Source organism: Brooklawnia propionicigenes (genome assembly GCF_030297015.1).
Classification (GTDB): domain Bacteria; phylum Actinomycetota; class Actinomycetes; order Propionibacteriales; family Propionibacteriaceae; genus Brooklawnia; species Brooklawnia propionicigenes.
This window is the reverse complement of record NZ_AP028056.1, coordinates 1073618-1094205: the sequence shown is the minus strand read 5'-3', so window position 1 is coordinate 1094205 and position 20588 is coordinate 1073618. Positions and strand designations below refer to the sequence as shown.

Below are 20588 nucleotides of genomic sequence, written 5' to 3'. Positions count from 1 at the left end.
TCAGTTCTCCGGAGGGATCGAGTGAACCAGCTCGACGAGCCGGGTGAGGACGTCCGGGTCGGTGTCCGGGTGGACGCCGTGGCCCAGGTTGAAGACGTGGCCGGGTGCGGCCGCACCGCGGGCCACGACATCGCGGGTGGCCGCTTCGAGGGTCGCCCAGTCGCCGCTCAACAGCGCCGGATCCAGGTTCCCCTGCAGCGGGACGGCCCCGCCCAGCAGCTGATTGGCCTGATCAAGCCCCAGATCGGAGGCCACGCCGATCACGTCGGCTCCGGCGGCCAGCAGGTCGGGCAGCAGGTTCGCGGTGGCCGTACCGAAGTGCACCCGGGGGACGCCCAGGTCGGCGATGGCCGCGAAGACCGCGGCCGAATGCGGCTGGACGTTGCTGCGGTACTCAGCCGGGGACAGCCGGCCCACCCAGGAGTCGAACAGCTGCAGGGCCACGGCCCCGGCCTCGACTTGGGCGCGCAGGAAGGTGGCGGTGATCCCGGCCACCCAGCCCAGCAGTCGGTGGAAGGTCTCCGGGTCCTCGGCCAGTAGAGCTGTGGTCGCGGGCAGGTCGCGGTTGGGCCGGCCCTCGATCAGGTAGGAGGCAAGGGTGAACGGGGCGCCGGCGAAGCCGATCAGCGGGGTAGTGCCGAGTTCGGCCACGGCCAGCGCTACCCCGTCGCGGACCGGCGCCAGGGCGTCCGGGTCGAGTTCGGGGAGGGCTGCCACGTCGGCCGCACTGCGGATCGGGGACTCCAGCACCGGCCCGACACCGGGGACGATCTCGACGCCGATTCCGGCCAGCCGCAGCGGCACCACGATGTCGGAGAAGAAGATGCCGGCGTCCACGTCGTGGCGGCGGACCGGCTGGACGGTGATCTCGGCGGCCAGCTCGGGGGTCAGGCAGGCCTGCAGCATCGAGGTGCCTTCGCGCAGTGCCCGGTACTCCGGCAGGGAGCGTCCGGCCTGCCGCATGAACCACACAGGACGCCGGGTGACCGGCTGGCCTCGGTAGGCGGTCAGCAACGAAGAGGTGGGCTGGCTCATCGTGGGATCTCGATTCCGAAGAGGGTCTGCAGGGCGTGGGAGTAGTCGTCGAGTCCGCCGGTGCGGGCCAGTTCGGCCGCGCGCAGGGACGGTGTGTGCAGCAGTGCGTTCGACACCCGGCGCAGTGAGTGGGCCACGGCGGCCGCGGTCTCGGCGTCGTAGCGGCGGTTGGCCGACTCGATCTCCCGCTCGATGAACTGGGTGACATGTGCTCTGATCGCGGTGACTGCCGGGCTGGCCTGGCGTCCCTGCTCCAGATGTAGGTAGGTCTCCACTCCGCGGTTGACCAGGTCACGAGCTCGCAGCACGGCCGCGGTCTGGGCGGCCGGAGCGGCGGCGCCCACCTCGTCCAGATCGATGAGGTCGACATTGGCCAGCTTGTCGGCGTCCGCGGCAACGTCACCGGACAAGGACAGATCCAGTACCGGCAGCAGTGGTGCGCCGGCTCGGGTGGCGGCCAGCTGGAAGGTGCCCAGGACGGGCTCGCCGCGGTGCTGTCCGCCGCTGCAGGTGATCACCAGCTCGGTGGCGGCCAGGGCTGCATCCAACTCGTCCTCGGCGACCGGACGGACGTCGTGGCTGGTGGCGAACTGCTCGGCCCGGCCACTGGGGGAGTAGACCGACAGCTCGGTGCAGCCGCGGCGCAGAAGGGCGGCGATGACCACCCGGGCGTAGCTGCCGGTGCCGATCAGCAGCACTCGGCGTCCGGCCAGAGGGAAGTGGCGGGCCTCGACCAGGTCCAGGCCGACCTGGGCCAGGGAGCGTCCGGCCTCACCGAGCCCGCTCTCGCTGGCGACAGCCTTTGCCGTGGTCAGGGCCGCATCGAAGAGCCGGTGCAGAGCCGCGCTGGCCCGGGGGCCGGCCTCAGCCAGGGCGCCCCGGACTTGGCCGATGATCTCGGCCTCGCCGACCACCATCGAGTCCAGGCCGCTGGCCACTTCGAGCAGGTGCTGGACGGCGGCGTCCGCGGCGTACACCTCGAACTGATCGACCAGGTGCCGATCGGCGGGTGCCAGCGCCTCGCGGACCGTGGCGAGGATCAGTTCCAGGCCGCCGTGGAAGGTCTCGGTTTCGGCGTACAGCTCGAAGCGATTGCAGGTGTTCAGCAGGATGCGTCCGGGGACGTCGGCCCGATCGAGTCGGGCCAGGATCTTCTCGGAAGCGACGCTCAACCTGGCCAGCTCGTCCAGGGCTACTAGGTTGTGGTTCACGCCAACGCTGGTCACAGGCACGTTCAGCATGGTAATCGCTCGCCCCGGGTTGACCCGAACCGGGGCAGAGGCTGCGGGCCTCCGCTCGCAGTCCGGCGAAGGGTCGCAGCCGGTCACCGGTGGAGCAGGTCGAGGCCGACCACCGAGCCGATCACGGTCAGCGCCGGCGGCTGAATTCCGGCGGCGGCGGCCAGGGCGGGCAGGGTGGCCACGGTGCCGCGGACGACCTGCTGGTCGGGGGTTGTCGCCTGCGCGACGACGGCGGCCGGCGTCTGGGCGTCCAACCCGTTGGCGATCAGCGCCGCGCAGATGTCGGCCAGGTGTCGAACCCCCATCAGGATCACGATGGTGCCGGCGGTCTTGGCCACCACCGGCCAGTTCACGGTGCTGGCCGGGTGGTTCGGGCCGACGTGGCCGGAGACCACGGTGAACCCCTGGGTGAGGCCGCGGTGGGTGAGCGGGATGCCGGCCAGCTCGGGGCCGGCGATCGCCGAGGAGACGCCGGGGATCACCCGGACCGGGACGCCGGCCTCGGCGCAGGCCAGCCACTCCTCGCTGCCGCGGCCCAGCACGAACGGGTCGCCGCCCTTGAAGCGGACGACGCTGGCCCCGGTCTGCGCGTGCTCAATGAGTAACTGGTTGATCTTGGCCTGATCGGTGTGCCGTCCGCCGGGCAACTTGCCGACGTCGATCAGGGTGGCGCCGGGCTTGGTGTCATCCAGGCAGGCCAGTGGGGCGAGGTGGTCGTACAGAACGACGTCCGCGTGCTGCAGGGCGCGCAGGCCGCCGACGGTGAGCAGGTCGGGGTCGCCGGGGCCGCCGCCGACCAGGATCACTTCCCCGGTCTGAGCAGGGCGGACGTTCATGAAGGGTTCCTTTCGCTGGGGCGGAAGCGGGTCGGATGGGAGGTGGGTTGGGGGCCGCGGGCGGCTCAGCCGGTGCGTCCGTCCGGGCCGCACAGGGCGTTCAGGGCGGCCACGGTGACGGCGCTGCCGCCGCGGCGTCCATGGACGATGAGGTACTCCAGGCCGAGCTTGTTGGTGGCCAGCGCCTGCTTGGACTCGGCCGCGCCCACGAAGCCCACCGGGATGCCGAGCACGGCGGCCGGGGCCAGGGACGGTTCGTCGGCCACCAGCTCGAGCAGATGGAACAGTGCGGTCGGGGCATTACCGATGGCCACTACCGCTCCAGCCAGCTGCGGACGCCACAGCTCGACGGCCGCGGCGGTCTTGGTGGTGCCCAGCTCGGCGGCCAAGGCGTCCAGCCGCGGGTCGCCCAGCATGCAGATCACCTGGTTGTCCTGGGGCAGTCGGGACCGGATCACGCCGCTGGCCACCATCTTCGAATCGCACAGGATCGGTGCGCCAGCGCGCAGGGCGGCGGTGGCAGCGTCCGCGAAGCCGTCCGACCAGGCCAGGTCTTCGACCAGGTCGGGCTGGCCGGAGGCGTGCACCATCCGGATGGCGGCGGCTCTCAGCTCGGCGGGCACCCGGGCCAGGTCGGTCTCGGCCTCGATGATGGCGAACGACTGCCGATAGATCTCGGCCCCGTCCTTGAGGTAGGTCACGAGCCGCTCATCTCGCTCGATGCCTCGCCCCACAGCGCCACGAGTTGATCGCGAGCAGGCGAAGGCATGGCTGCTGGCTGGCGAGACGGCACTCGACGGCGCGATTCACGCCCCAGCCAGCCGGTCTGCCGCCAGCGTCGGCCTGGCGGCCTGGCAGGCCGCGCTCGCAGCCGTGCAGCCCGTTCACAATGCCCCGATCGTGCGCCGCAGTGTGGCGATCGGGCACCTGGCGATCCTGCGCGACACCCACGCTCTGGTGGACGAGGCGGCGAAGGCCGGGGCGCTGCCCGGGCCCTACGCTGACGCTCTCGTCGGCAACATCCGCGAGCTCGCCCGCGCCCACCAGACCATGCTGAGTCAGATCGACGGCCGACGTCTCGGCGCCACCCGCGTCGACCAAGCTGTCATGCTCCAGGTCGGCACGGCCGTGCGGCAACTCACTGGACGCCCGGATCTCACCGAGCCTTCCCGCGTCCGTCTGGACGTGCTGCTGCGCTCGGGGCTCGGCCAGGCGGTAGTGGTCGCCAACCTCGTCGGCGAGCCCTCGGCCCGGCCCACTGCCGCGAGGATCAGCCGACTCTCACTCGAGTATCTGACAGATCCCCAGATGCTCCGCCCCTCTGACCCACCCGACGCTCCGCCGGCGCCCGCGCCAGTGGAGCCCAAAGCCGCAGCTTTGCGGGAACCCCGAGCCTCGGCACGGATCGCACCCATGGAACCGACGGTCAGCCCCGGGACGGTCCTGGACGGCCCTTCCATCCTGGCGCTCTGCCAGGCCCGCGACCTCGGTGCCGCCGCTGCGACCGGCGATCCGTTGAACCCGCCCGAGATCCTCCTGGGGGTCGACCCATCGCGTTGGCCGCAGTTGGTCGCCGAGGGGCGGCAGGCCGTGACCGACTTGGTTGGCTCGGTCATCCCGATGGTCTACGCCCAGACCAGACGAACCCCGAACGCCGCAGACACTCGCGGTCAGATGTTCGTCGAACTGATGGGTGCGGCCTACCGATTCGACCCCCAGCGCACCAGCCCCGAAGGCTGGGCCAGCTACGCCTGGATGACGATCAAACATGCCCGCTCGCGCGGCGTCGACGACGCTGGCGTGGTTCGCAAGCGCATCACTGCCCCCCGACCCAGCACGGTGGCCCTCGAAGGCCGGGACCCGGCCAGCCGCGCGCCCGACCCGGGCCAGCTCGTCGAGGACCGGCACGCTGTCGCTGCCATCACGCAGGCTCTCGGGCAGCTGCCTACGTCACTGCGGGAGCCGCTGATGGCGTCGATGCAAGGTCACCCGCTCCGGGAGATCGCCGAGCACCTCGGGTACTCCGAGAGCACCGCCCACCGACGCATCAAGGAAGCGCGTGAGCACATCAGGGACGACATCGCATCGCACGCGGACGACCGCCCCTGGGTGCCCTTCGACACGGAGATCGATCCCGTACTGGAACGCGCGCAACGCATGTTCGAGCAGACGTCCCTGCCTTCCTCCGATCTGAGACCAAGCCGCGGGCCTGCCCGATGAAGTCACGCGGGAACGAGCGAGCCGGTTGCCTCGAGCGGGATCGAGTAATCGGCAGTGATCTGTTCCCAGCCAAGGATCATCCCTGTTAGGGCTCGCGATGTTGGGATCATCAGGCCGTTCTTCGCCGGCCGAATGCGCGCCCGATCTCCTGTGCCTCCAACCACCACTCTGGCCACAACGGCGTGAGGTCGTCGATCTCTTGGTCGTCCTCCTCGCCATCGAGGAACGTCGTTCCGTACCTGAACCGGGCATCCCACAGTGCCCGTGACTTGCCGTTGCCTCGGAAGTGTATGCGCCAGTAGTCACCGGCGGTGTTGGTCATCAGCTCGGCCGCTGAGAGTTGGGCGAGATAGGTTGCCATGGTTGCGTGGTCGAGGTCCGGAATCGCCGTGTGAACGACCATGACACGCTCAGTGGCGCTGATCGATTGGCCTTGGCGTGGGTCCCAGCGTTTCAGTGCTTTGGTGTCCCAATCGACTTCGCTGGCGCGCAGGTCAGGACGGCTCAGTGCGTGGGCTGCCTTCTCTAGATCGTCGCGAGGAGCAAGGAGTCGGACTAGTGCGGCAATGCAGGCGTCAACTTGAGCGGGCTGCCCTTTTGTGACCTCGTCAACGGTGGCCACAAGGTCGAATGATGGCAGCGACACGACGCGATTTAGTTGATGGCGGACCTGCGTTCGGAGTTCTCCGGGTAGAGCGTCGAAGGCGTCGTCCTCGATCGCATCCAAGACCGAGGCTCTGAGGCCGGTCTCCTCAACAGTCCTGTAGATGAAGGCACCCACGACCGGATCGTCGACGTCGAGGAGGCCCGGGTGATTGTCGTCACCCCACAGGTGTCGCCAGAGCGAGACTTGCGAGCGGACGATTCGCTGGGGATCCACAAGCCTCTGGCCGCCTTCGTGTTCCCTGAGCAGTTGGGTGAGGATGCCGGCGAAGATAGCGGCGTTTTGGATTGTGGCGTGAGGACCGAGTTCGGCCAAGAAGCGATCATCGCCGATGGCGCGGACGTAGCGGTCGATGAACCTGCCCCAGGCCATGCGGGTTCGGGTGCTGATGGGTAGTCGCCGTGGCTGTTCCTCGTCGACCGACTCGTCTTCGCTGATCGGTTCGGCACCGAGGCCAGCGTCGGGGTCCTCAGGATCGTCAAGCCCGGACCTCGTCGGGGTGGCGACCTGTCCGAGTTCACCGAGTCTGCCCGAGATTGCGGCGAGTGCGACTTGAAGGCTCGTGGGGGCGGGGGCGGCCAAGGAACTGGCGGAGCCGTACGCCAAGTGTTGCGGGGAGCGTCGAATCCTCGCCCAATCGAGATGCTCGAGCCTGAGCAAGGGTTCGTCGGTCTGACCGTCAGGCTCGGGGAGGTTCTTGCCAGGGTGGGAGATTCTCCAGGCGGACTGAAAATCGATGATGAGGGTCTGCTCGAGCGCGGCGAGCCGCTCCATCATGTCAGCGTCGCTGGACGGCAGTTCGCGGAGTCGCTTCAGGTGGTCGTTGGCGCTCGACGTGGCGAACTGGTCATTGAGTGCGTCGATCCGATAGGGCCACACCGTGCCCGCATGCACCTCGTTCAGCCACACGTCCAGGTGGCCTGAGTGGACTCTCCCGAGGTCGTCTTCGGTGAGTCTCAGTTCGACGCGCGGGTCCTGCCAGTTCACCTCCGGTGAAGCGACCGCGCCGCCGATTCCGACGATGCGAAGGCTCGGATCGGGATGCTCGCTGGGACGGTCGAACTCAAGCGTCAGTGTCCGCGACGTGATCGCGGCCCACATGAGCTTCGGGACGTCGGGCAGGGGTCCATGACGGTCAGGGACCGTGTCGGCGAAAGTGAGCGAGGAGGGTTTCGCCAGTGGTTCGATGACGAACGGCTCGTAGAGCCTGTTGAAGGAACCCGGCCCTCCCGTTCGCAGGGTAGCGAGCTCGATGTTCGCCGCGGCGCCGGAACGGACCAGGGCTGGCGACGAGAGGTTCGCCGAACCTGAAAGGAGGACCTCCTTGTCATCGCAGAGCAGGTGGATCCACTTCGCGTGGAGGTAGGTGCCCGCCTCGCTGGGATCCCTCAGCCCTAGCGTCTGGTAAGCGGTCGGCACACGAAGCTCGTCCAACGCTGCCTTGAGTGTCGACCCGTCGACTGAGGTGTCCTGGGTAGTGAGCACTTCGAGCCTCTCCGCGACAACGCCCTTGAGGAGCGTGGCAAGGCCGGACAGATCACGATCGTAGAACGGCGCGTGCACTCGCATCGTGCGTACCGGGGAGGTGACGACCTCGGCGAGCTGTTCGATGAACGGCCGCTGCAAGTTGTGGCGAACGATTCCACGCGCCGGAGGCTGCGCGCCGAGCCAAGTTGCGGTGGACCAGGCACGGCGGACTGCCTCACGGGCCGGCGGATCGACGGCTGGCAGCCAGCCGTCGATGAGCTCACGCACAGTCTCGAACTCAACGAGATGCTCAGGGCGCGCGTCTTCATAGGCGAAGGTGTGCCACAACTCGCCTGGACTTGCGTACCCATCCAGGCCAAGGTTGCCCGAGCCGACTGCCAGCCAACCCCTCGCAGGACCGAGAAGGAGTATGGCCTTCGCGTGAGCCGCAAAGCGGCTGCGGATGGGGCCGACGATGTATGTGCGATTGGTGCGACGGAGGCCTTCGCCGGCCGCCTTCGCTCGCTCGAAGGTGTCCCTCAGCCGGTCGGCATCGGCGAGCACAACGCGCACCGGCACGTGACTTAGTTGGGGTAGCAACTGGCTCTCGAAGAAGCTGAGGTTGGCCGTGTAGGTGAGCAGGACGGCCGCCGACCATTCCCCTTGGATGTGGTTGGGGAGGATCAACCGCACTGCGTCAGCCATCGATGGCCCTGGGAGGGAGTACCTCTGGCGCGCTGGCCGCATTCGCTAGCGAGCCGGCTCGCAGATCACCAATGTCGAGCAGTTGAGTGCCAGCCGGGGTGAGGGTGCGCCCAGCATCTGCGTAGGCGGAGATGAAGCCGAGTTCGTGCACCATGGTGCTGAGCGCATTGAAGCGGGAGCTGTTGAGCGGCGAGAAGGCCTCGCGCTCGGAGAAGACCACCATTGAGCCCATTCGTCGAATGCGGAAGGTGTCATCGGGGAGCTTCGCGATGGCGACGCGTTCGTGCTGAGTGATGACCCTGGTGTCGATGATCCAGTGGGCCAGCTGGCTGACGGTGGCGCCGTCCCTCAGCCGTTCGGTGAACTGGCGGAAGAACGTGGCCATCCCGATTCGTTGCGAGGCTCCCTCGGCCAACAGTGAGGTGGCGACAGGGTCGAGGCTGAGCATGCGTTCGGGCACGCCGAGTCGATGATGGACGAGCGTTAGCAGGGAGAGTAGCCGGACGAACGTGTTGGCGTCGTCAGCTGAGCGGTTGGGCAGCGTCGCCAAGTAGAGCTCTTGTTCGTCCCATCCCTCGCTGCTCGGCCATGGCATGTCGATCGACGGTGACACATCCACCTTGGTGGTCAGTTCCTCGGCCATCGCATGTGCAGGGGAAGACGGCGCGATGTTGACGTCGAGCGTATGAGTCGACAGCGCCGTGTCGATGATTGCCTCTACATCTCCGATCGGGCGCGTGGTGACGCCAGGCGCGTTGCCTGCACCGTTCGCTCGGAGCCATTCGAGGAGCCGGTTGAAGGTGTACGCGAAGTATTCGCGAGCCTGGAGGATTCGCCAGTAGCGGGCGGTCGCGGCGAGGTCGGGCCGCGGCTGGTAGGAGGTGCCGTTCAGTTGGCGGAAGTAGATCATCCGGCGGTAAGTATCCTCGTCGATGGGCTCGGCGCCGTAGGTCATCCCGAGGTCGAGGAGCATCCGCATGGTTCCGCGCCGTTGGGGTGAGCCCTCCGCAGGCTCATGCAGGAACAGGTCCTGCAAGAGCGGAAGATCTGCGTCTGCGGCGTTGGGGAGTTGGCACAGGCAGCCCACCCGAGCGAACTCAACCAGGTCGTCTCGGTGGATCAGTCCTTCCATGTCCTTCCGCAAGTACTCCGCCCAGAGGATCGTGCCCGCGATCGCCTTCCGATACGCGGCCGCGATCGCTTGGCCGGTCGGGGTCGGCGCATCTACGGTCAGTCCACTGCCCCGACGGGCGATTGCGAGCACCCCGGTCGACTCCATGGCTGTCCGGTAGTAGAGGCCATAGCCGCCAAGCGCGGACACCATGTAATCGACTGCCACGGTAGACGGTTCAAAGACGGGATCGAGGCGGTGTGGCGCGATCTTCAGAGCGCCGTTGATCCCGAACTGGATGCTCGCGTGCTCGGGTGCCGCGCATACGTGGCATGCCATCGAGAAGGCCGCCTCTCGCGCGCGAAAGAAGTCCCGAAAGGCGCTCGGCCGAAGCCCCCGTCGCCAGAACTCGTCGAGCACCACGAGGTAGAACGACCAGTACCTCGGGTGGGGCGTGAGCACATTGATTCCGGGCGAGAGCATCGGAAGGATGTGGTCCTGGCTCACTGATGCCAAGCCGAGATGATCCTGTCCACGCTTCGAGTTGAAGGCGCGTGCAGCCCAGAACGGGCCGGTATCACCCCAGCCGACTTCGCCCGTCAGGTCGGCCGCCTTGCCAGCCATACTGGAGACGCTACTGGGTCGTCACAATGCAGGTGAGGCAGCGTCCATCTTCGCCGGTCACGAGGTAAAGGCCGAAGTCGCCGAGCGGGGCGGACCGAGGACATCAGGGGGCCTCCGGCTAGGCCCGGGAGTTTGCGGCCTCACCGGGTGGGTAGACGTTGGTCCTGGGCAACTGAGTGACGCCACGACCTACTGCATGGTCAGGAAAGGCTAAGGCGCACTTGGGATGGGAACTCTTCCTCACGTCAATCGCGCTGCTCGCACATGGGCGTTCACCTTGACGGTTTCCGCGGTCGTATGCCTGTTCCACGCGGTGGGGTCTCCGCTCCTCGCGTCCGGGTGGCCCAGCACCGCGCAAGCGGCATAGTCACCACATCAGGCGTGTCGGAGCTGGCCGAAAGGCCAGTCTGCCGACTCAGCGCGTCGTCGACAGAGGGTGCCGCTATCAGGGCAGCCGCGGCCAAGTAGTTCGCTGGCAGCAGCTTGTTGCGGCTCGGGTTCGGTCTGGGGCCGGTCACCGCATCCGAGTAGGTTGGTCAAGTAGTGGGCCCGAGTGGGGTGACCACTCGTTGCCCTCAGAATCCCACCCGACGAAGGCCACGCTAGATGGGAGTGGGCCCTCCAGAGCGTAGGGACGAGGATCCTCCACTCCACGCATGATCGCTCTCCTCAAGGTCCGGTCGCGTGCCTGCGCCGCTTGGTGGCCTGCATGCCAGAGGACCACTGACCTGCACGGCAAGGTCAGGCGTGTCACTGGGGACCTCTTTGCGGATGTGCCGACGTAGGTGGCCAGCGCGGCCTCGAGCTCGGCATGGTCGTTGTAGGCGGCAACCACGACGCTGCCCCGTTGGCGTCTTCCAGGGTCGAGCGGTAATGGTGGAGGACCCATTGGTGAATCGAGTCACCTGGATCTACCTCGGGTAACTGACTCGCCTACCCCCACGGGGGACATGGGTAGCTGACCAGCTTGGCGCGAATCGCCAGCTGGACCGACCATGCGTGGCAGGGCGGTCGAGTGACCGAAGGTCCAGCCCGCAGGGCGACCTCGCCGGACCGCCTGACAGGGCGTGCGCTTCGGGAACCGGACGCCAGGCTAGTTCCGTCAGTGGCCGCCTCTAGGCTCGTTGCCATCGACGTCCGCTGATCTGATCGAGGTGATGCAGAATGCCGCAGCCATACGTGTCCTCGCGGCGACTCGTCGCGAACTCGCTCTCAGCGATGTTGGCGGCGATCGAGGTGTACAACAAGCCTCGGATGGACTACCGCGACGAGGTCACCGTGGTTCTCGTTGTCAATGCCTGGGAGCTCGCGCTGAAGGCGGCTCTGCGGCAGGCCGGCAAGCGCATTTTCTACCCCAAGAAGCGCAACGAGCAGTACCGGACGCTGGCGGTCGAGGACGCGCTCAAGCAGGTCGTCACCCACAAACTCTTCCCAGCGGGCGTCGACGGCAGGGCCCTGGCGGCCAACGTCACCGCTCTCACCGAGTACCGCAACCGTGCAGTGCACCTCTACGCCGCCGACTTAGGCGAGTTGGTCTACCCCTTCTTGCAGACCAGCGTCCTGAACTACCGAGACTTCATGCTGGACCGATTTCACAAGGACCTGGCCGATTCGATCACATGGCAACTCCTCCCCCTCGGAGCCAAGGCGCCGACGGAGCCCATCCAGTTCATGAAGGCCGAGCCGGCCACCTGCGCTGTCGCCGAGGTCCAGGACTTTATCGATGGCCTGCGCAAGCTGCTTGACGCGACTCAGGCCGCTGGCGCGGACATGCAGCGCGTCGCAGCTGTCTACGACGTGCACCTGCGCTCTACCAAGGCCGTGACGGGGGCCGACCTAGTGGTGTCCGTGGCGCACGAGGGCGAGCGTGTGATGGTGAAGAAGACCGATCCGAATCAGACGCATCCGTATACGATGACCGAGCTGGTGAAGCGAGTGAATGCCAAACGCCAGGGCCCTGGTAGGGACAGGGCACTAACCACCCACGATCACCAGGCCCTGTGCTGGAAGGAGCACCTGCGTGACAACCCGCGCATGGCGTGGAAGCACAGCAACGGCGCGACTCACGTCTGGTCTGGAGACGCCGTGAGGTACATGGTCGACCTCACCGACGCACAATATGACGTGATCCGCCGCGAGTACCGAGAGCACCTGCGTGCGACGAAGGCCGCGCCCAAGGGCTGAGGGGTACTCGCGGCAAGGCTCGAGAGCCGAAGGACGCATCCTGTTCTGCCACTCGCTGGGCCTTCAGCATCCATCGCTGTCGTGTGCAACTGGCGGGTAGGGTTCGGCCCTATGCTGGGTGCATGGTACCAACCGGTGCGCAGGGCGCGCGTGGCAAGGCAGGCGACTGGTTGATCCGAGCTCTGGAGATCCTGCGAGACTCGACGACCGACGTGGTAGTGGAGCGGGTCACCCGTCCGAAGTACGACGATGCCGTGGCCATCGCGATAGACACACTCGACGGCCGCATTGCTGCTTTGCGAGCGAAACCTAAGTCCACCCTGGGGAACCTTCAGACTATTGAGCTCCTCGTGGAGGTAAAGACTGAGATGCAGACGGCTTTCGATGAACGCTGGAACAACCGTCAAGCGCCAGGGGCCGACTGAAGTTGCGCGGGTAACGCATTGCGGTGGCGCGTAAGGCCCGGGCAGTCGGTAACGCCGGACATCGGCATGGCGAGGTAGCCCCATCCCCCTTGGCGCTTGGCGGAGCGGCCACGCACTTTCGTCCAGAGCCGCTGGGCGTGTCCAGGGTCGCGTGTCGCCTTCTGGGTCTCTTTGAGCGGGTGCGCCGAAGTTGACCTCGGCGAAGGTAAGAGTGCGTCCGAGTTCATGGCGATGACCTCTAGCTGGATTCCGCTCGCCCGCGCTCTTCGTACCATGCCTTGAACGCCTCGACGACGGGCACACGTCTGGCGGTCTCGAAGGGGTATATCCCTTGGAAAGCTTTGTCCTGAATTACGCGAATTCCCGGAACGAGGACGAATCGCGGCTGCAGATCACTCAGCCTCCACGCATTAAGCACGGCCAGATAACCCTCAGTAGTCCAGACCAAGGATTCGTCGATCATCGCCGTGCCTTCGCGCCACTCGGATTCTAGGGCGCTGATGTGCTGGACGAGTTCGCGACCTCGTGCCGTGAGTGGCGCCAAGAACCGCCCTAGCATCGCCAGATGATCCCAGTGTCGCATGAAGTAGTCATAATCGACACGCGCAAGGTCGTGCGCAATGATAAATGACACGAACCTAAACAAGTAGGCGTATTCCGCGGAACCCAATCCGAGTCCGAGGCCTGGATTGTAGAAGGCTTGCCTCGTCTCGGCTACGTCCATCACCAGACCGATGTCGAAGAGCAGTGAGTCAGCAAGGTCCGTTAGTCCGTGAATGAAGATGTCGGAGAAGTCGATCGGCAGGCCGGCCGACGGAGGCTTGGAGTGAACCATTTCCGCGAATAGTTCAGCGATATCCATTCGCCCCGTTGGCAAGGGCCCGAGTCTCTCGAGAGCGTGTAGGACCCCGGCTTCGTCGAATACATTGGCCGAGGGGACATCGATGTATCTATGGCCAGATCGCAATGAGTCTCGCGCATCCACCCAGCATGTGAGGCCAGTCTCTGGATTTCGCAAGATAAGAATGACAGGAAGCGGAGCGGACTCCCAATAGCCAACATGCTTTGCCTCAGGGTAGTAACGAAAGGCGTTTCCGATCTGAGTTTTGAAGTGGCTAGCTCCTGACTTGATCTGAACAAGCACTATTCGTCCGGTGGCCTCGTTGGCGTGCACATACTCGATTTGCCCGTCGATGCCCACGTCGTGCATCGTCGTTTCGCGCCATAGACAGCGCGCCCTATTTACGAGGCGGGCAACCTCGTTGACTCCGTCGCGTTCTGTAAAAGTCTCGTCACGGACAGTCGGGAGGGCCACGATGATGATGGTAGATCACTCGGCCTGCTAGTTTCCGGCCCGGGACGTAGGCGTGTGGCCTGCCCCAGCCCGCCTATCGCGGCCAGATGACCATCTGTCGACACCATCGATGCCAGCACGCCAGGTCAATGTCTTCAACGGGCATGTGAGTGAGCTGAGCTCACGACTAACGGAAACGGTCGCGAGGCGACCGCCATCGACCTCGAACCGTGAGTGGTTCAGGTCGAGACCGCCTGCGCGGCGCTGTCCATTTCGTGGCTCTCCTCCTGACGGCTCCGGCACGGCAGGTGAGATGGCATGTTCCGAGGGACCGCGACGCCCGGATCGACGAGACGGCTCGGTTGCCTTGTTCGGCGCGATGGCGTGGATGCCGCTTGAGGGGCCCGAGTGCTTTCGCCTAACCCGGGCCCTGACTGCAGCAATCCGGCCCTTGCGCGGGCGTAGATGCCTGCTGAGCTTCGGGACCTCGTCGCGTTGTCCTCGGCGAAACACCTCCTCATGCACGCGCTGGCTGTCTGTTCCGAAGCGTTGGGGACCTGAGTTCTAACTGCGCAGCCGTCGGGTTACCTCCTTGAAGCAATGGCGCGGCCAGCCGGTCCGGAATCACGTTGAACGATCTCGACCGCGGTCAGTCAAGGGCCGTGTCCACGGGAGGGGTGGGCGTCTCGTTATGCGGGGTGGCAGGTCGCGAGCTTGTCGAAGGAGAGCGACATGAACCACGACGCAGATCGCCTCGTCACTCGAGCCCAGTTGTGGCTCCAGTGGGCCGACGAGCACGGCGTCCTTTTCGACGACGCCGGCAAGTCGTTCGACGACGTGGCCCGCGACTATTGCCAGACCAGCGACGCCTACCGCGAGCTCCTGAGTCGCGAAGCGCGAGGGGATGTCCTCAGCGCGACGCACAAGGCTGCGGCGAGTACCGCGTACGCACGGGCGCTGCTCATCGAGGCCGCCATCGAACGCCGGGGCGGTGACCTCGACCTATACGTCGACCCCGTCCAGGTGCGCGACCCACAAGGACGGATCGTGCCGCCACAGCAGAGGCCCGAGGCGGTGGGGGAGTGGGAGGGCGTGGCGCAGGTCCCGTTCGCGGCCCCCGAGGAACCTGCGCAGCACCACGACGCACGGACCACTGACAGGGGGTACCGGCCGTGACCGAACCCGTGCTCCCACTCCCCGACGTCCCGCTCATCATCGATGACCTCCTCGTCCGAGCCAAGCAGTTGGCCGACGCCGGTGTTCGCCGCGAAGCGATCGAGGAGATTCTGGACCAGGTCGCCGCCCTCCGGGACGGCCTCGACTCATGACCGGCTATCGCAGGCCTGTCAGCGACGCAGACCGACCCGCGGCTGCGGAAGCCCGACAGGCAACGCTGGACAAGCTTCACGCCCAGCTCAGCGACGGCATCCTCGCCCTCAACGACCCGCAGGCCTGGCACGCCTGGCTGAAGTTCTCCAGCCAGTTCCATCGCTACTCCTTCGGCAACTCGCTGCTGATCATGCTTCAGGACCCCCAGGCCACCCACGTCGCCGGCTACCAGGCGTTCAAGGCCATGGGTCGCCAGGTACGCCGCGGGGAGACCGGCATCAAGGTCCTGGCGCCGATCACGCGCCGCGATCCCCGCCTTGACGACGCCGGCCGACCGGTGCGCGACGACCAGGGCCGCGTCCTGCACCGGACCCACGTTGTTGCGACCAAACCCGTCACGGTGTTCGACATTCGGCAGACCGACGGGCCTCCATTGCCCGACCCCAAGATCGGCGAGGCGACACTCCTTACCGGTCAGGCGCCCGTCGGACTGTGGGATCGCCTTCAAGGTCTCCTCGAGGAACGGGGATTCGACGTACGACGTGGCGCGGACCTAGGTGGGCCGAACGGCTACACCGACTTCGGCCAGCGGCTCGTCATGGTCCGCGACGACGTCGATGATGCCCAGGCCGTCAAGACACTGGCGCACGAAGCCGGGCACGTGCTCCTCCACCAGGAGCAGGGCAGCCGCGACTGCCGCGGAATCCTCGAAGTGGAAGCCGAATCCGTCGCGTACATGGTCACGAGCGCTCACGGCCTCGACTCCAGCCAGTACACCTTCAACTACGTCGCCGGCTGGGCCCTCAACGCGGTGACCGAGCAGCGCGACCTTGCCGAGATCCTCCGCAGCACAGGCCAGCGAGTCATTGGCGCGGCCGACCTCATCCTCCAAGCCACGCAGCCGGCGCCCACCATCACCGACGGAGCGCTCGACGCCCTGGAGTCGGAGGTTCGAACCCAGGTCGACCCGACCAGATGGGAAGTCGCGCCTGCCGTCGCCGAGCCACCCCCGCAGGTGTCACCTCCAAGTCGCGCCGTCCCAGCGCCCGCCTTATCTCTCTGACGAGTCGCCATCCGACGGTCACGCACCAACCCGACCTTCCATCCCGACACCGAGAGGAAACTGGCCATGTCGCTCCCCATCTCGCCCACCTGGGGTCAACCCGTGCCCGAATGGCTGTCATTGCAGCAAGCGGCCGCCGTGTACGGCGTGAGTGTCGACACGCTGCGGCGACGCATCGCCTCAGGGAAGCTCCGGGCGTCAAGGTTCGGCGTGAGGCTCATCCGAGTCCGCGTCGAGGATCTCGACAGGCTGTTCCGGCCCATCCCCACGGGCGATGACCTCACTGACCGACGGGCCCGTGCGCGCAATCAGCGCACCTGGTAGGAAGCCCACTGATCGTTCTCAGGCGCCGCGCACCTCATGGTGCGCGGCGCTCGTGCCTGCGTCGGGGGAACGGCGTGACCCCACGTCATCCCGGATCCAGATCCACCCTGCCAAGGCGCGCTCAAGCGCTCGGAGAAACTTGCCACGAAAACTCGGGGCACACTCGGGGCACGAATCGCCCTGAAGGGCGCCAACAGTCCCGAAAACGATGATCCCGCTCCAGTCAGAGCGGGAATCGCAGTGGCGGAGGATACGAGATTCGAACTCGTGAGGGCGTGAACCCAACCCGCTTTCCAAGCGAGCGCCATAGGCCTCTAGGCGAATCCTCCGTGGGGCATCCTAGCCGGATCACACAAGCGGATGCCAACCGAGCGCCCCATGATCGATCGCATTCCCTCCGTGGCCAGATCAGTCCGCGTAGCATTATTGCCATCAGGGTGCCGTCCCTGGTGTGCAAAGCAGCACTGTTGAGGAGGGCGATGATGTCTGACAAGTTCGTATCAGAAGGCCGCTGGGTGGTGGGTACCGATGGTTCGCTCCGTGCAGAGAAGGCGGTGATGTGGGCGGCGAAACATGCGTCGGAACGCGTCACGCCTGTCCCGCTGCTCATTCTCCATGCGATTCCCGAGTCACCGATTCCGTCCCGCGAGGCCGCTGCCGTCGCCCAGAGCGAGGGACGCTCCTATGAAGAAATGGTCCATGACAAGGCGGAACGCATCGTCGGCGATATCGCAGCACGGGTCCGGTCCGAGTACCCGAATCTGCCGGTGGAGACAGCGGTAGTCGAGGGTCATCCCGCTGACCTGCTCGCAGAAGCCGGCAAGGACGCCGACCAGATCGTCGTGGGTGCCCGTGGCGCCGGGGCGCCGGCTCTGGTGAAGATGCTGGGCGGCACGTCCGACTATGTTGTTGCGCAGGCGCAGGGCGCCATCGCAGTCGTGCCCGACCAGGCGGAGGATCGCGACGGGGCGCCGGTTGTCGTCGGCTTGGACGACTCCCCGCAGGGGCGCTTGGCGATTGCCCGTGCCTTCCAGGCGGCATCCCTGCGCGGTGTCCCGCTGATCGCCATCACCGCATGGGACTACGGCCCCTATGACGCATTCAACGCAGAGCAGTGGGAGTACAGCATCGACGAGATGAACAAGATGATGACCAAGGCGGCGAACGAGCTGATCGCTGACAAGGTCAAGGAGTTCCCGGATGTGAAGGTCGAAGTCCGTGCAGTGCGTGGACGCCCCGAGGCTGCCCTCATCGAGGCTTCCCGTACGGCCGGTCTGGTCGTCATCGGTTCGCGTGGCCGCGGTGGTTTCGCCAGGCTGCTGCTCGGCTCCACCAGCCGTCATGTGCTGCGCGAGTCGTACTGCCCGGTGGTCGTCACCCGTGCGGTGGGCGGCTGGAAGGATCAGTCCGGACGTTCGCTGACCGGCAAGCGCGAAGAGACACAGGCTGGCAGCTGACGGTTTGACGAGGCCGGCGCCGGTCGTCCAAGGCCAGCGTCCGTCGACAGACTGACCAGCGTCAGCCGACAGAATGACCAGCGTCAGCCGACAGAATGACCAGCGTCAGCCGACAGAATGAAAGGGTGCGCCCTGACGAGCCGTCCGAACTCGTCAGGGCGCACATCTGTATGTCGCACGCGGCCGCGGTGAGCAGCCCGCCCAGGGCCTGTCACGTGAGCCGCTTGACCCATTCGCGGACGATTGCGCTTGGGACGGACGGTGAGCGTTCGGGGCCGACCGCGGCGGAACGCGAGAATCAGCCCCGCGCGGCGGCGTGCGCCGCCTTCGGGAGCGCAGCGGCGATCACCTCGAGTTCGCGGTCGCCGAGGGCGTCCGACACGAACCAGGCCTCGAAAGAACTCGGCGCGAGCCATACGCCCTCGTCCAGCAGGGTGTGGAAGAAGCGCCCGAAGGCCGCCGTATCCTGCTTTTTCGCGGACTCGTAGTCGGTGACCTGGTCACCGGTGAAGAAGACGCTGAACAGGTTGCCCCAGTTGTTGATGCGGTGCGGCACTCCGGCCTCCGACAGCGCGTCGGTGATCAGTCCACGCAACTGGACGCTGACGGCATCCAGATGCGAGTACACATCCGCGCTCGCGAGTTCAAGCGTCGCCAGGCCGGCCGCCGCCGCAGCGGGGTTACCACTCAGCGTGCCCGCCTGATAGACGGGTCCGGCCGGAGCCAGTAGGTCCATCAATGCGGCGCCGCCGGCGACCGCGGACATCGGCAGGCCACCGCCCACGATCTTGCCGTAGGTGAGCAGATCGGGCGCCCACCCCTCGTCGCGGCCTGCAGCGCCCCAGTACCCCGTCGGTCCGACCCGGAAACCGGTGAGTACCTCGTCCACGATGAGCTTCGCGCCATAGCGATCGCAGATCTCGCGCAGCCCCTTATTGAATCCGGCAGGCGGCACGATGACACCCATATTCGCGGGCACCGCCTCGGTCACGACCGCGGCGATCAGGTCGCCACCAGCGGCGAAGGCCTCCTCGACCAGGTCAAGACGTCCGTAGGGCAGCACCAGGGTGTCTGCTGCGGTACCGCCGGTCACCCCCGGCGAATCGGGCAGCCCCAGGGTCGCCACTCCTGAGCCGGCCGCCGCCAGCAGGGAATCGCTGTGGCCGTGGTAGCAGCCCGCGAACTTGATGATCTTGTCGCGCCCGGTCGCGCCGCGGGCCAGCCGCACCGCGGTCATCACGGCTTCGGTGCCACTCGACGTGAAGCGCACGCGCTCGACCGGCTCCACCATCGAAACGATCTTCTCGGCCAACGCCAGCTCCGGCAGACAGGGCGCACCGAATGACGGCGATGCATCGACCGCGCGGTGGATCGCAGCGACCACCTCGGGGTGCGCATGCCCCAAGATCATCGGCCCCCAGCTGCCCACCAGGTCGACATACTCGCGTCCCTCGGCATCGGTGATCCATGCCCCCTTCGCTTTGGCCGCGAACCTCGGCGTGCCGCCCACGGCACCGAACGCGCGCACCGGCGACGACACGCCGCCGGGCATGACCCGCCTCGCCCGCGCGAAGAGCTCCTCATTGGTGGGCATCAGTTCTCCTTCAGCCAGCCGGCCACTTCGGTGGCCCAGTACGTCACGAGAATGCTCGCACCGGCGCGCCGCACGCAGGTCAGTGCCTCCAGGATGGTCGGCTTGCGCGAGATCCAGCCGTTCGCCGCCGCCGCCTCGATCATCGAATACTCGCCCGACACCACATAACTGGCCACGGGAATGGTGACCTCGGCGGCTACCGCCGCGAGAACGTCGAGATAGGGAAGGCCGGGCTTGACCATCACGATGTCGGCGCCTTCGTCGACGTCCAGCTGAACCTCCCGGATCGCCTCGACCGCGTTGGCCGGATCCTGCTGATAGGCACGCCGGTCGCCCTGCAGCGATGAATCGACGGCCTCCCTAAACGGGCCGTAGAACGCGGACGCATACTTCGCGCCGTAGGCCATGATCATGGTGTCGGTATGTCCGGCGCCGTCGAGCGCGGTTCGGCAGGCCGCGACCTGGCCGTCCATCGCCCCCGAGGTACCCACCATGGTTGCCCCGGCCTCGGCCAGCACGATGGCCATCTCCTGATAGCGCAGCAGTGTCGCATCGTTGTCGACCCGCCCCCGCGCATCGAGGACCCCGCAGTGACCGTGATCGGTGAACTCGTCCAGACACAGGTCGGCGATGATCGGCAGCTGCGGCACCGCCTCGGCCAGTACTCGAACGCCCTTGGCCAGGATTCCTTGCGGATCGGTCGCCTGGGACCCGATCGAATCCTTGATCAGCGGGATCCCGAACAGCATCAGCCCACCGACACCGGCAGCCTGCGCCTCGACGGCCGCCTCGGCGAGACTGCTCAAGCTGTGCTGTACCACGCCCGGCATCGCGGTGATCGGCCGAGGTTCGTCCAGACCCTCCACGACGAACATCGGAAGCACCAGATCGGCCGGATGCAGCCGGGTCTCAGCGACCAGACGCCTTACGGCAGGTGTTTGACGCAACCGGCGGGGACGCTGGACAAGGTACAAGACGGGCTCCTTCAGGGTTCGCAGACGCTGTACAGAAGCAT

General features: G+C 66.5%; 17 protein-coding genes and 1 tRNA gene. 8 read left to right on the top strand and 10 right to left on the bottom strand.

The annotated features are described in order from the left end of the window. From hemE to QUE25_RS04960, 4 genes are all read right to left on the bottom strand, one after another. Window positions 1–1035 (bottom strand): uroporphyrinogen decarboxylase, encoded by a 1035-nt coding sequence (gene hemE / locus QUE25_RS04975; protein WP_286268044.1) that lies wholly within the window; start codon window positions 1033–1035, stop codon window positions 1–3. Beyond that, window positions 1032–2267 carry a glutamyl-tRNA reductase gene (locus QUE25_RS04970; RefSeq protein WP_286268043.1) on the bottom strand — a complete coding sequence of 412 codons (1236 nt, stop codon included), beginning with the start codon at window positions 2265–2267 and terminating at the stop codon, window positions 1032–1034. Before QUE25_RS04970 ends, hemE begins: the two co-directional genes overlap by 4 nt. Window positions 2268–2359: 92 nt before the next feature. Then, a complete protein-coding gene (cobA, locus tag QUE25_RS04965; RefSeq protein ID WP_286268042.1) occupies window positions 2360–3112 on the bottom strand; it encodes a uroporphyrinogen-III C-methyltransferase in 753 nt (250 codons plus the stop codon). A gap of 65 nt (window positions 3113–3177) precedes the next feature. Further along, a complete protein-coding gene (locus QUE25_RS04960) occupies window positions 3178–3813 on the bottom strand; it encodes a precorrin-8X methylmutase (RefSeq protein WP_286268041.1) in 636 nt (211 codons plus the stop codon). 19 nt (window positions 3814–3832) lie between these two features. On the opposite strand from QUE25_RS04960, the gene QUE25_RS04955 reads away from it, so the two are divergent. Continuing rightward, window positions 3833–5332, top strand: a complete 1500-nt coding sequence (locus QUE25_RS04955) for an RNA polymerase sigma factor (RefSeq protein WP_286268040.1) — start codon at window positions 3833–3835, stop codon at window positions 5330–5332. A gap of 109 nt (window positions 5333–5441) precedes the next feature. Here the strand turns inward: QUE25_RS04955 and QUE25_RS04950 are convergent, their stop codons facing one another. Together QUE25_RS04950 and QUE25_RS04945 are read right to left on the bottom strand one after the other, a co-directional pair. Continuing rightward, a complete protein-coding gene (locus QUE25_RS04950; protein WP_286268039.1) occupies window positions 5442–8168 on the bottom strand; it encodes a phospholipase D-like domain-containing protein in 2727 nt (908 codons plus the stop codon). After that, the gene (locus QUE25_RS04945; protein WP_286268038.1) at window positions 8161–9903 is read right to left on the bottom strand and encodes a hypothetical protein; all 1743 of its coding nucleotides are present in this window, start codon (window positions 9901–9903) and stop codon (window positions 8161–8163) included. Before QUE25_RS04945 ends, QUE25_RS04950 begins: the two co-directional genes overlap by 8 nt. A gap of 1164 nt (window positions 9904–11067) precedes the next feature. Between QUE25_RS04945 and QUE25_RS04940 the strand changes: the two genes are divergently transcribed. Next, complete coding sequence (locus QUE25_RS04940) at window positions 11068–12087, top strand: DUF3644 domain-containing protein (protein ID WP_286268037.1); 1020 nt, start codon at window positions 11068–11070, stop codon at window positions 12085–12087. Window positions 12088–12209: 122 nt separating this feature from the next. After that, on the top strand, window positions 12210–12512 hold the full coding sequence (locus tag QUE25_RS04935; RefSeq protein ID WP_286268036.1) for a hypothetical protein: 303 nt from the start codon (window positions 12210–12212) through the stop codon (window positions 12510–12512). Between the two features lie 238 nt (window positions 12513–12750). Here the strand turns inward: QUE25_RS04935 and QUE25_RS04930 are convergent, their stop codons facing one another. Then, complete coding sequence (locus QUE25_RS04930; RefSeq protein WP_286268035.1) at window positions 12751–13827, bottom strand: DUF4365 domain-containing protein; 1077 nt, start codon at window positions 13825–13827, stop codon at window positions 12751–12753. Window positions 13828–14538: 711 nt separating this feature from the next. Between QUE25_RS04930 and QUE25_RS04925 the strand changes: the two genes are divergently transcribed. The 4 genes from QUE25_RS04925 (at window position 14539) to QUE25_RS04910 (ending at window position 16522) form a co-directional block, all read left to right on the top strand. Continuing rightward, window positions 14539–14982, top strand: a complete 444-nt coding sequence (locus QUE25_RS04925; protein WP_286268034.1) for a hypothetical protein — start codon at window positions 14539–14541, stop codon at window positions 14980–14982. Further along, on the top strand, window positions 14979–15134 hold the full coding sequence (locus QUE25_RS04920; protein ID WP_286268033.1) for a hypothetical protein: 156 nt from the start codon (window positions 14979–14981) through the stop codon (window positions 15132–15134). The genes QUE25_RS04925 and QUE25_RS04920 overlap by 4 nt, the downstream gene beginning before the upstream one ends. Further along, entirely contained in the window at window positions 15131–16198 is a 1068-nt protein-coding gene (locus QUE25_RS04915) for an ArdC-like ssDNA-binding domain-containing protein (protein WP_286268032.1), read from the top strand. Before QUE25_RS04920 ends, QUE25_RS04915 begins: the two co-directional genes overlap by 4 nt. 66 nt (window positions 16199–16264) lie before the next feature. Then, window positions 16265–16522 carry a helix-turn-helix domain-containing protein gene (locus QUE25_RS04910; protein WP_073187791.1) on the top strand — a complete coding sequence of 86 codons (258 nt, stop codon included), beginning with the start codon at window positions 16265–16267 and terminating at the stop codon, window positions 16520–16522. 241 nt (window positions 16523–16763) lie between these two features. On the opposite strand, the gene QUE25_RS04905 is transcribed toward QUE25_RS04910, so the two are convergent. Further along, window positions 16764–16851: transfer RNA gene (locus QUE25_RS04905), tRNA-Ser, on the bottom strand. A 153-nt stretch (window positions 16852–17004) separates the two neighbouring features. Between QUE25_RS04905 and QUE25_RS04900 the strand changes: the two genes are divergently transcribed. After that, the gene (locus QUE25_RS04900; RefSeq protein ID WP_286268031.1) at window positions 17005–17979 is read left to right on the top strand and encodes a universal stress protein; all 975 of its coding nucleotides are present in this window, start codon (window positions 17005–17007) and stop codon (window positions 17977–17979) included. A 298-nt stretch (window positions 17980–18277) separates the two neighbouring features. Here the strand turns inward: QUE25_RS04900 and hemL are convergent, their stop codons facing one another. Together hemL and hemB are read right to left on the bottom strand one after the other, a co-directional pair. Beyond that, a complete protein-coding gene (gene hemL, locus QUE25_RS04895; RefSeq protein WP_286268030.1) occupies window positions 18278–19573 on the bottom strand; it encodes a glutamate-1-semialdehyde 2,1-aminomutase in 1296 nt (431 codons plus the stop codon). Further along, on the bottom strand, window positions 19573–20547 hold the full coding sequence (hemB, locus tag QUE25_RS04890; RefSeq protein WP_286268029.1) for a porphobilinogen synthase: 975 nt from the start codon (window positions 20545–20547) through the stop codon (window positions 19573–19575). Before hemB ends, hemL begins: the two co-directional genes overlap by 1 nt. Window positions 20548–20588 lie beyond the last annotated feature (41 nt).

What these genes read in the sequence shown, in the direction of transcription:
- QUE25_RS04955 (WP_286268040.1), top strand. Translation starts at nt 3,833, where the DNA reads ATGCCTCGCCCCACAGCGCCACGAGTTGATCGCGAGCAGGCGAAGGCA.
- hemL (WP_286268030.1), bottom strand. Translation starts at nt 19,573, where the DNA reads ATGCCCACCAATGAGGAGCTCTTCGCGCGGGCGAGGCGGGTCATGCCC.
- QUE25_RS04900 (WP_286268031.1), top strand. Translation starts at nt 17,005, where the DNA reads ATGTCTGACAAGTTCGTATCAGAAGGCCGCTGGGTGGTGGGTACCGAT.
- cobA (WP_286268042.1), bottom strand. Translation starts at nt 3,112, where the DNA reads ATGAACGTCCGCCCTGCTCAGACCGGGGAAGTGATCCTGGTCGGCGGC.
- QUE25_RS04915 (WP_286268032.1), top strand. Translation starts at nt 15,131, where the DNA reads ATGACCGGCTATCGCAGGCCTGTCAGCGACGCAGACCGACCCGCGGCT.
- QUE25_RS04950 (WP_286268039.1), bottom strand. Translation starts at nt 8,168, where the DNA reads ATGGCTGACGCAGTGCGGTTGATCCTCCCCAACCACATCCAAGGGGAA.
- QUE25_RS04945 (WP_286268038.1), bottom strand. Translation starts at nt 9,903, where the DNA reads ATGGCTGGCAAGGCGGCCGACCTGACGGGCGAAGTCGGCTGGGGTGAT.
- hemE (WP_286268044.1), bottom strand. Translation starts at nt 1,035, where the DNA reads ATGAGCCAGCCCACCTCTTCGTTGCTGACCGCCTACCGAGGCCAGCCG.
- QUE25_RS04940 (WP_286268037.1), top strand. Translation starts at nt 11,068, where the DNA reads ATGCCGCAGCCATACGTGTCCTCGCGGCGACTCGTCGCGAACTCGCTC.
- QUE25_RS04935 (WP_286268036.1), top strand. Translation starts at nt 12,210, where the DNA reads ATGGTACCAACCGGTGCGCAGGGCGCGCGTGGCAAGGCAGGCGACTGG.
- QUE25_RS04925 (WP_286268034.1), top strand. Translation starts at nt 14,539, where the DNA reads ATGAACCACGACGCAGATCGCCTCGTCACTCGAGCCCAGTTGTGGCTC.
- QUE25_RS04910 (WP_073187791.1), top strand. Translation starts at nt 16,265, where the DNA reads ATGTCGCTCCCCATCTCGCCCACCTGGGGTCAACCCGTGCCCGAATGG.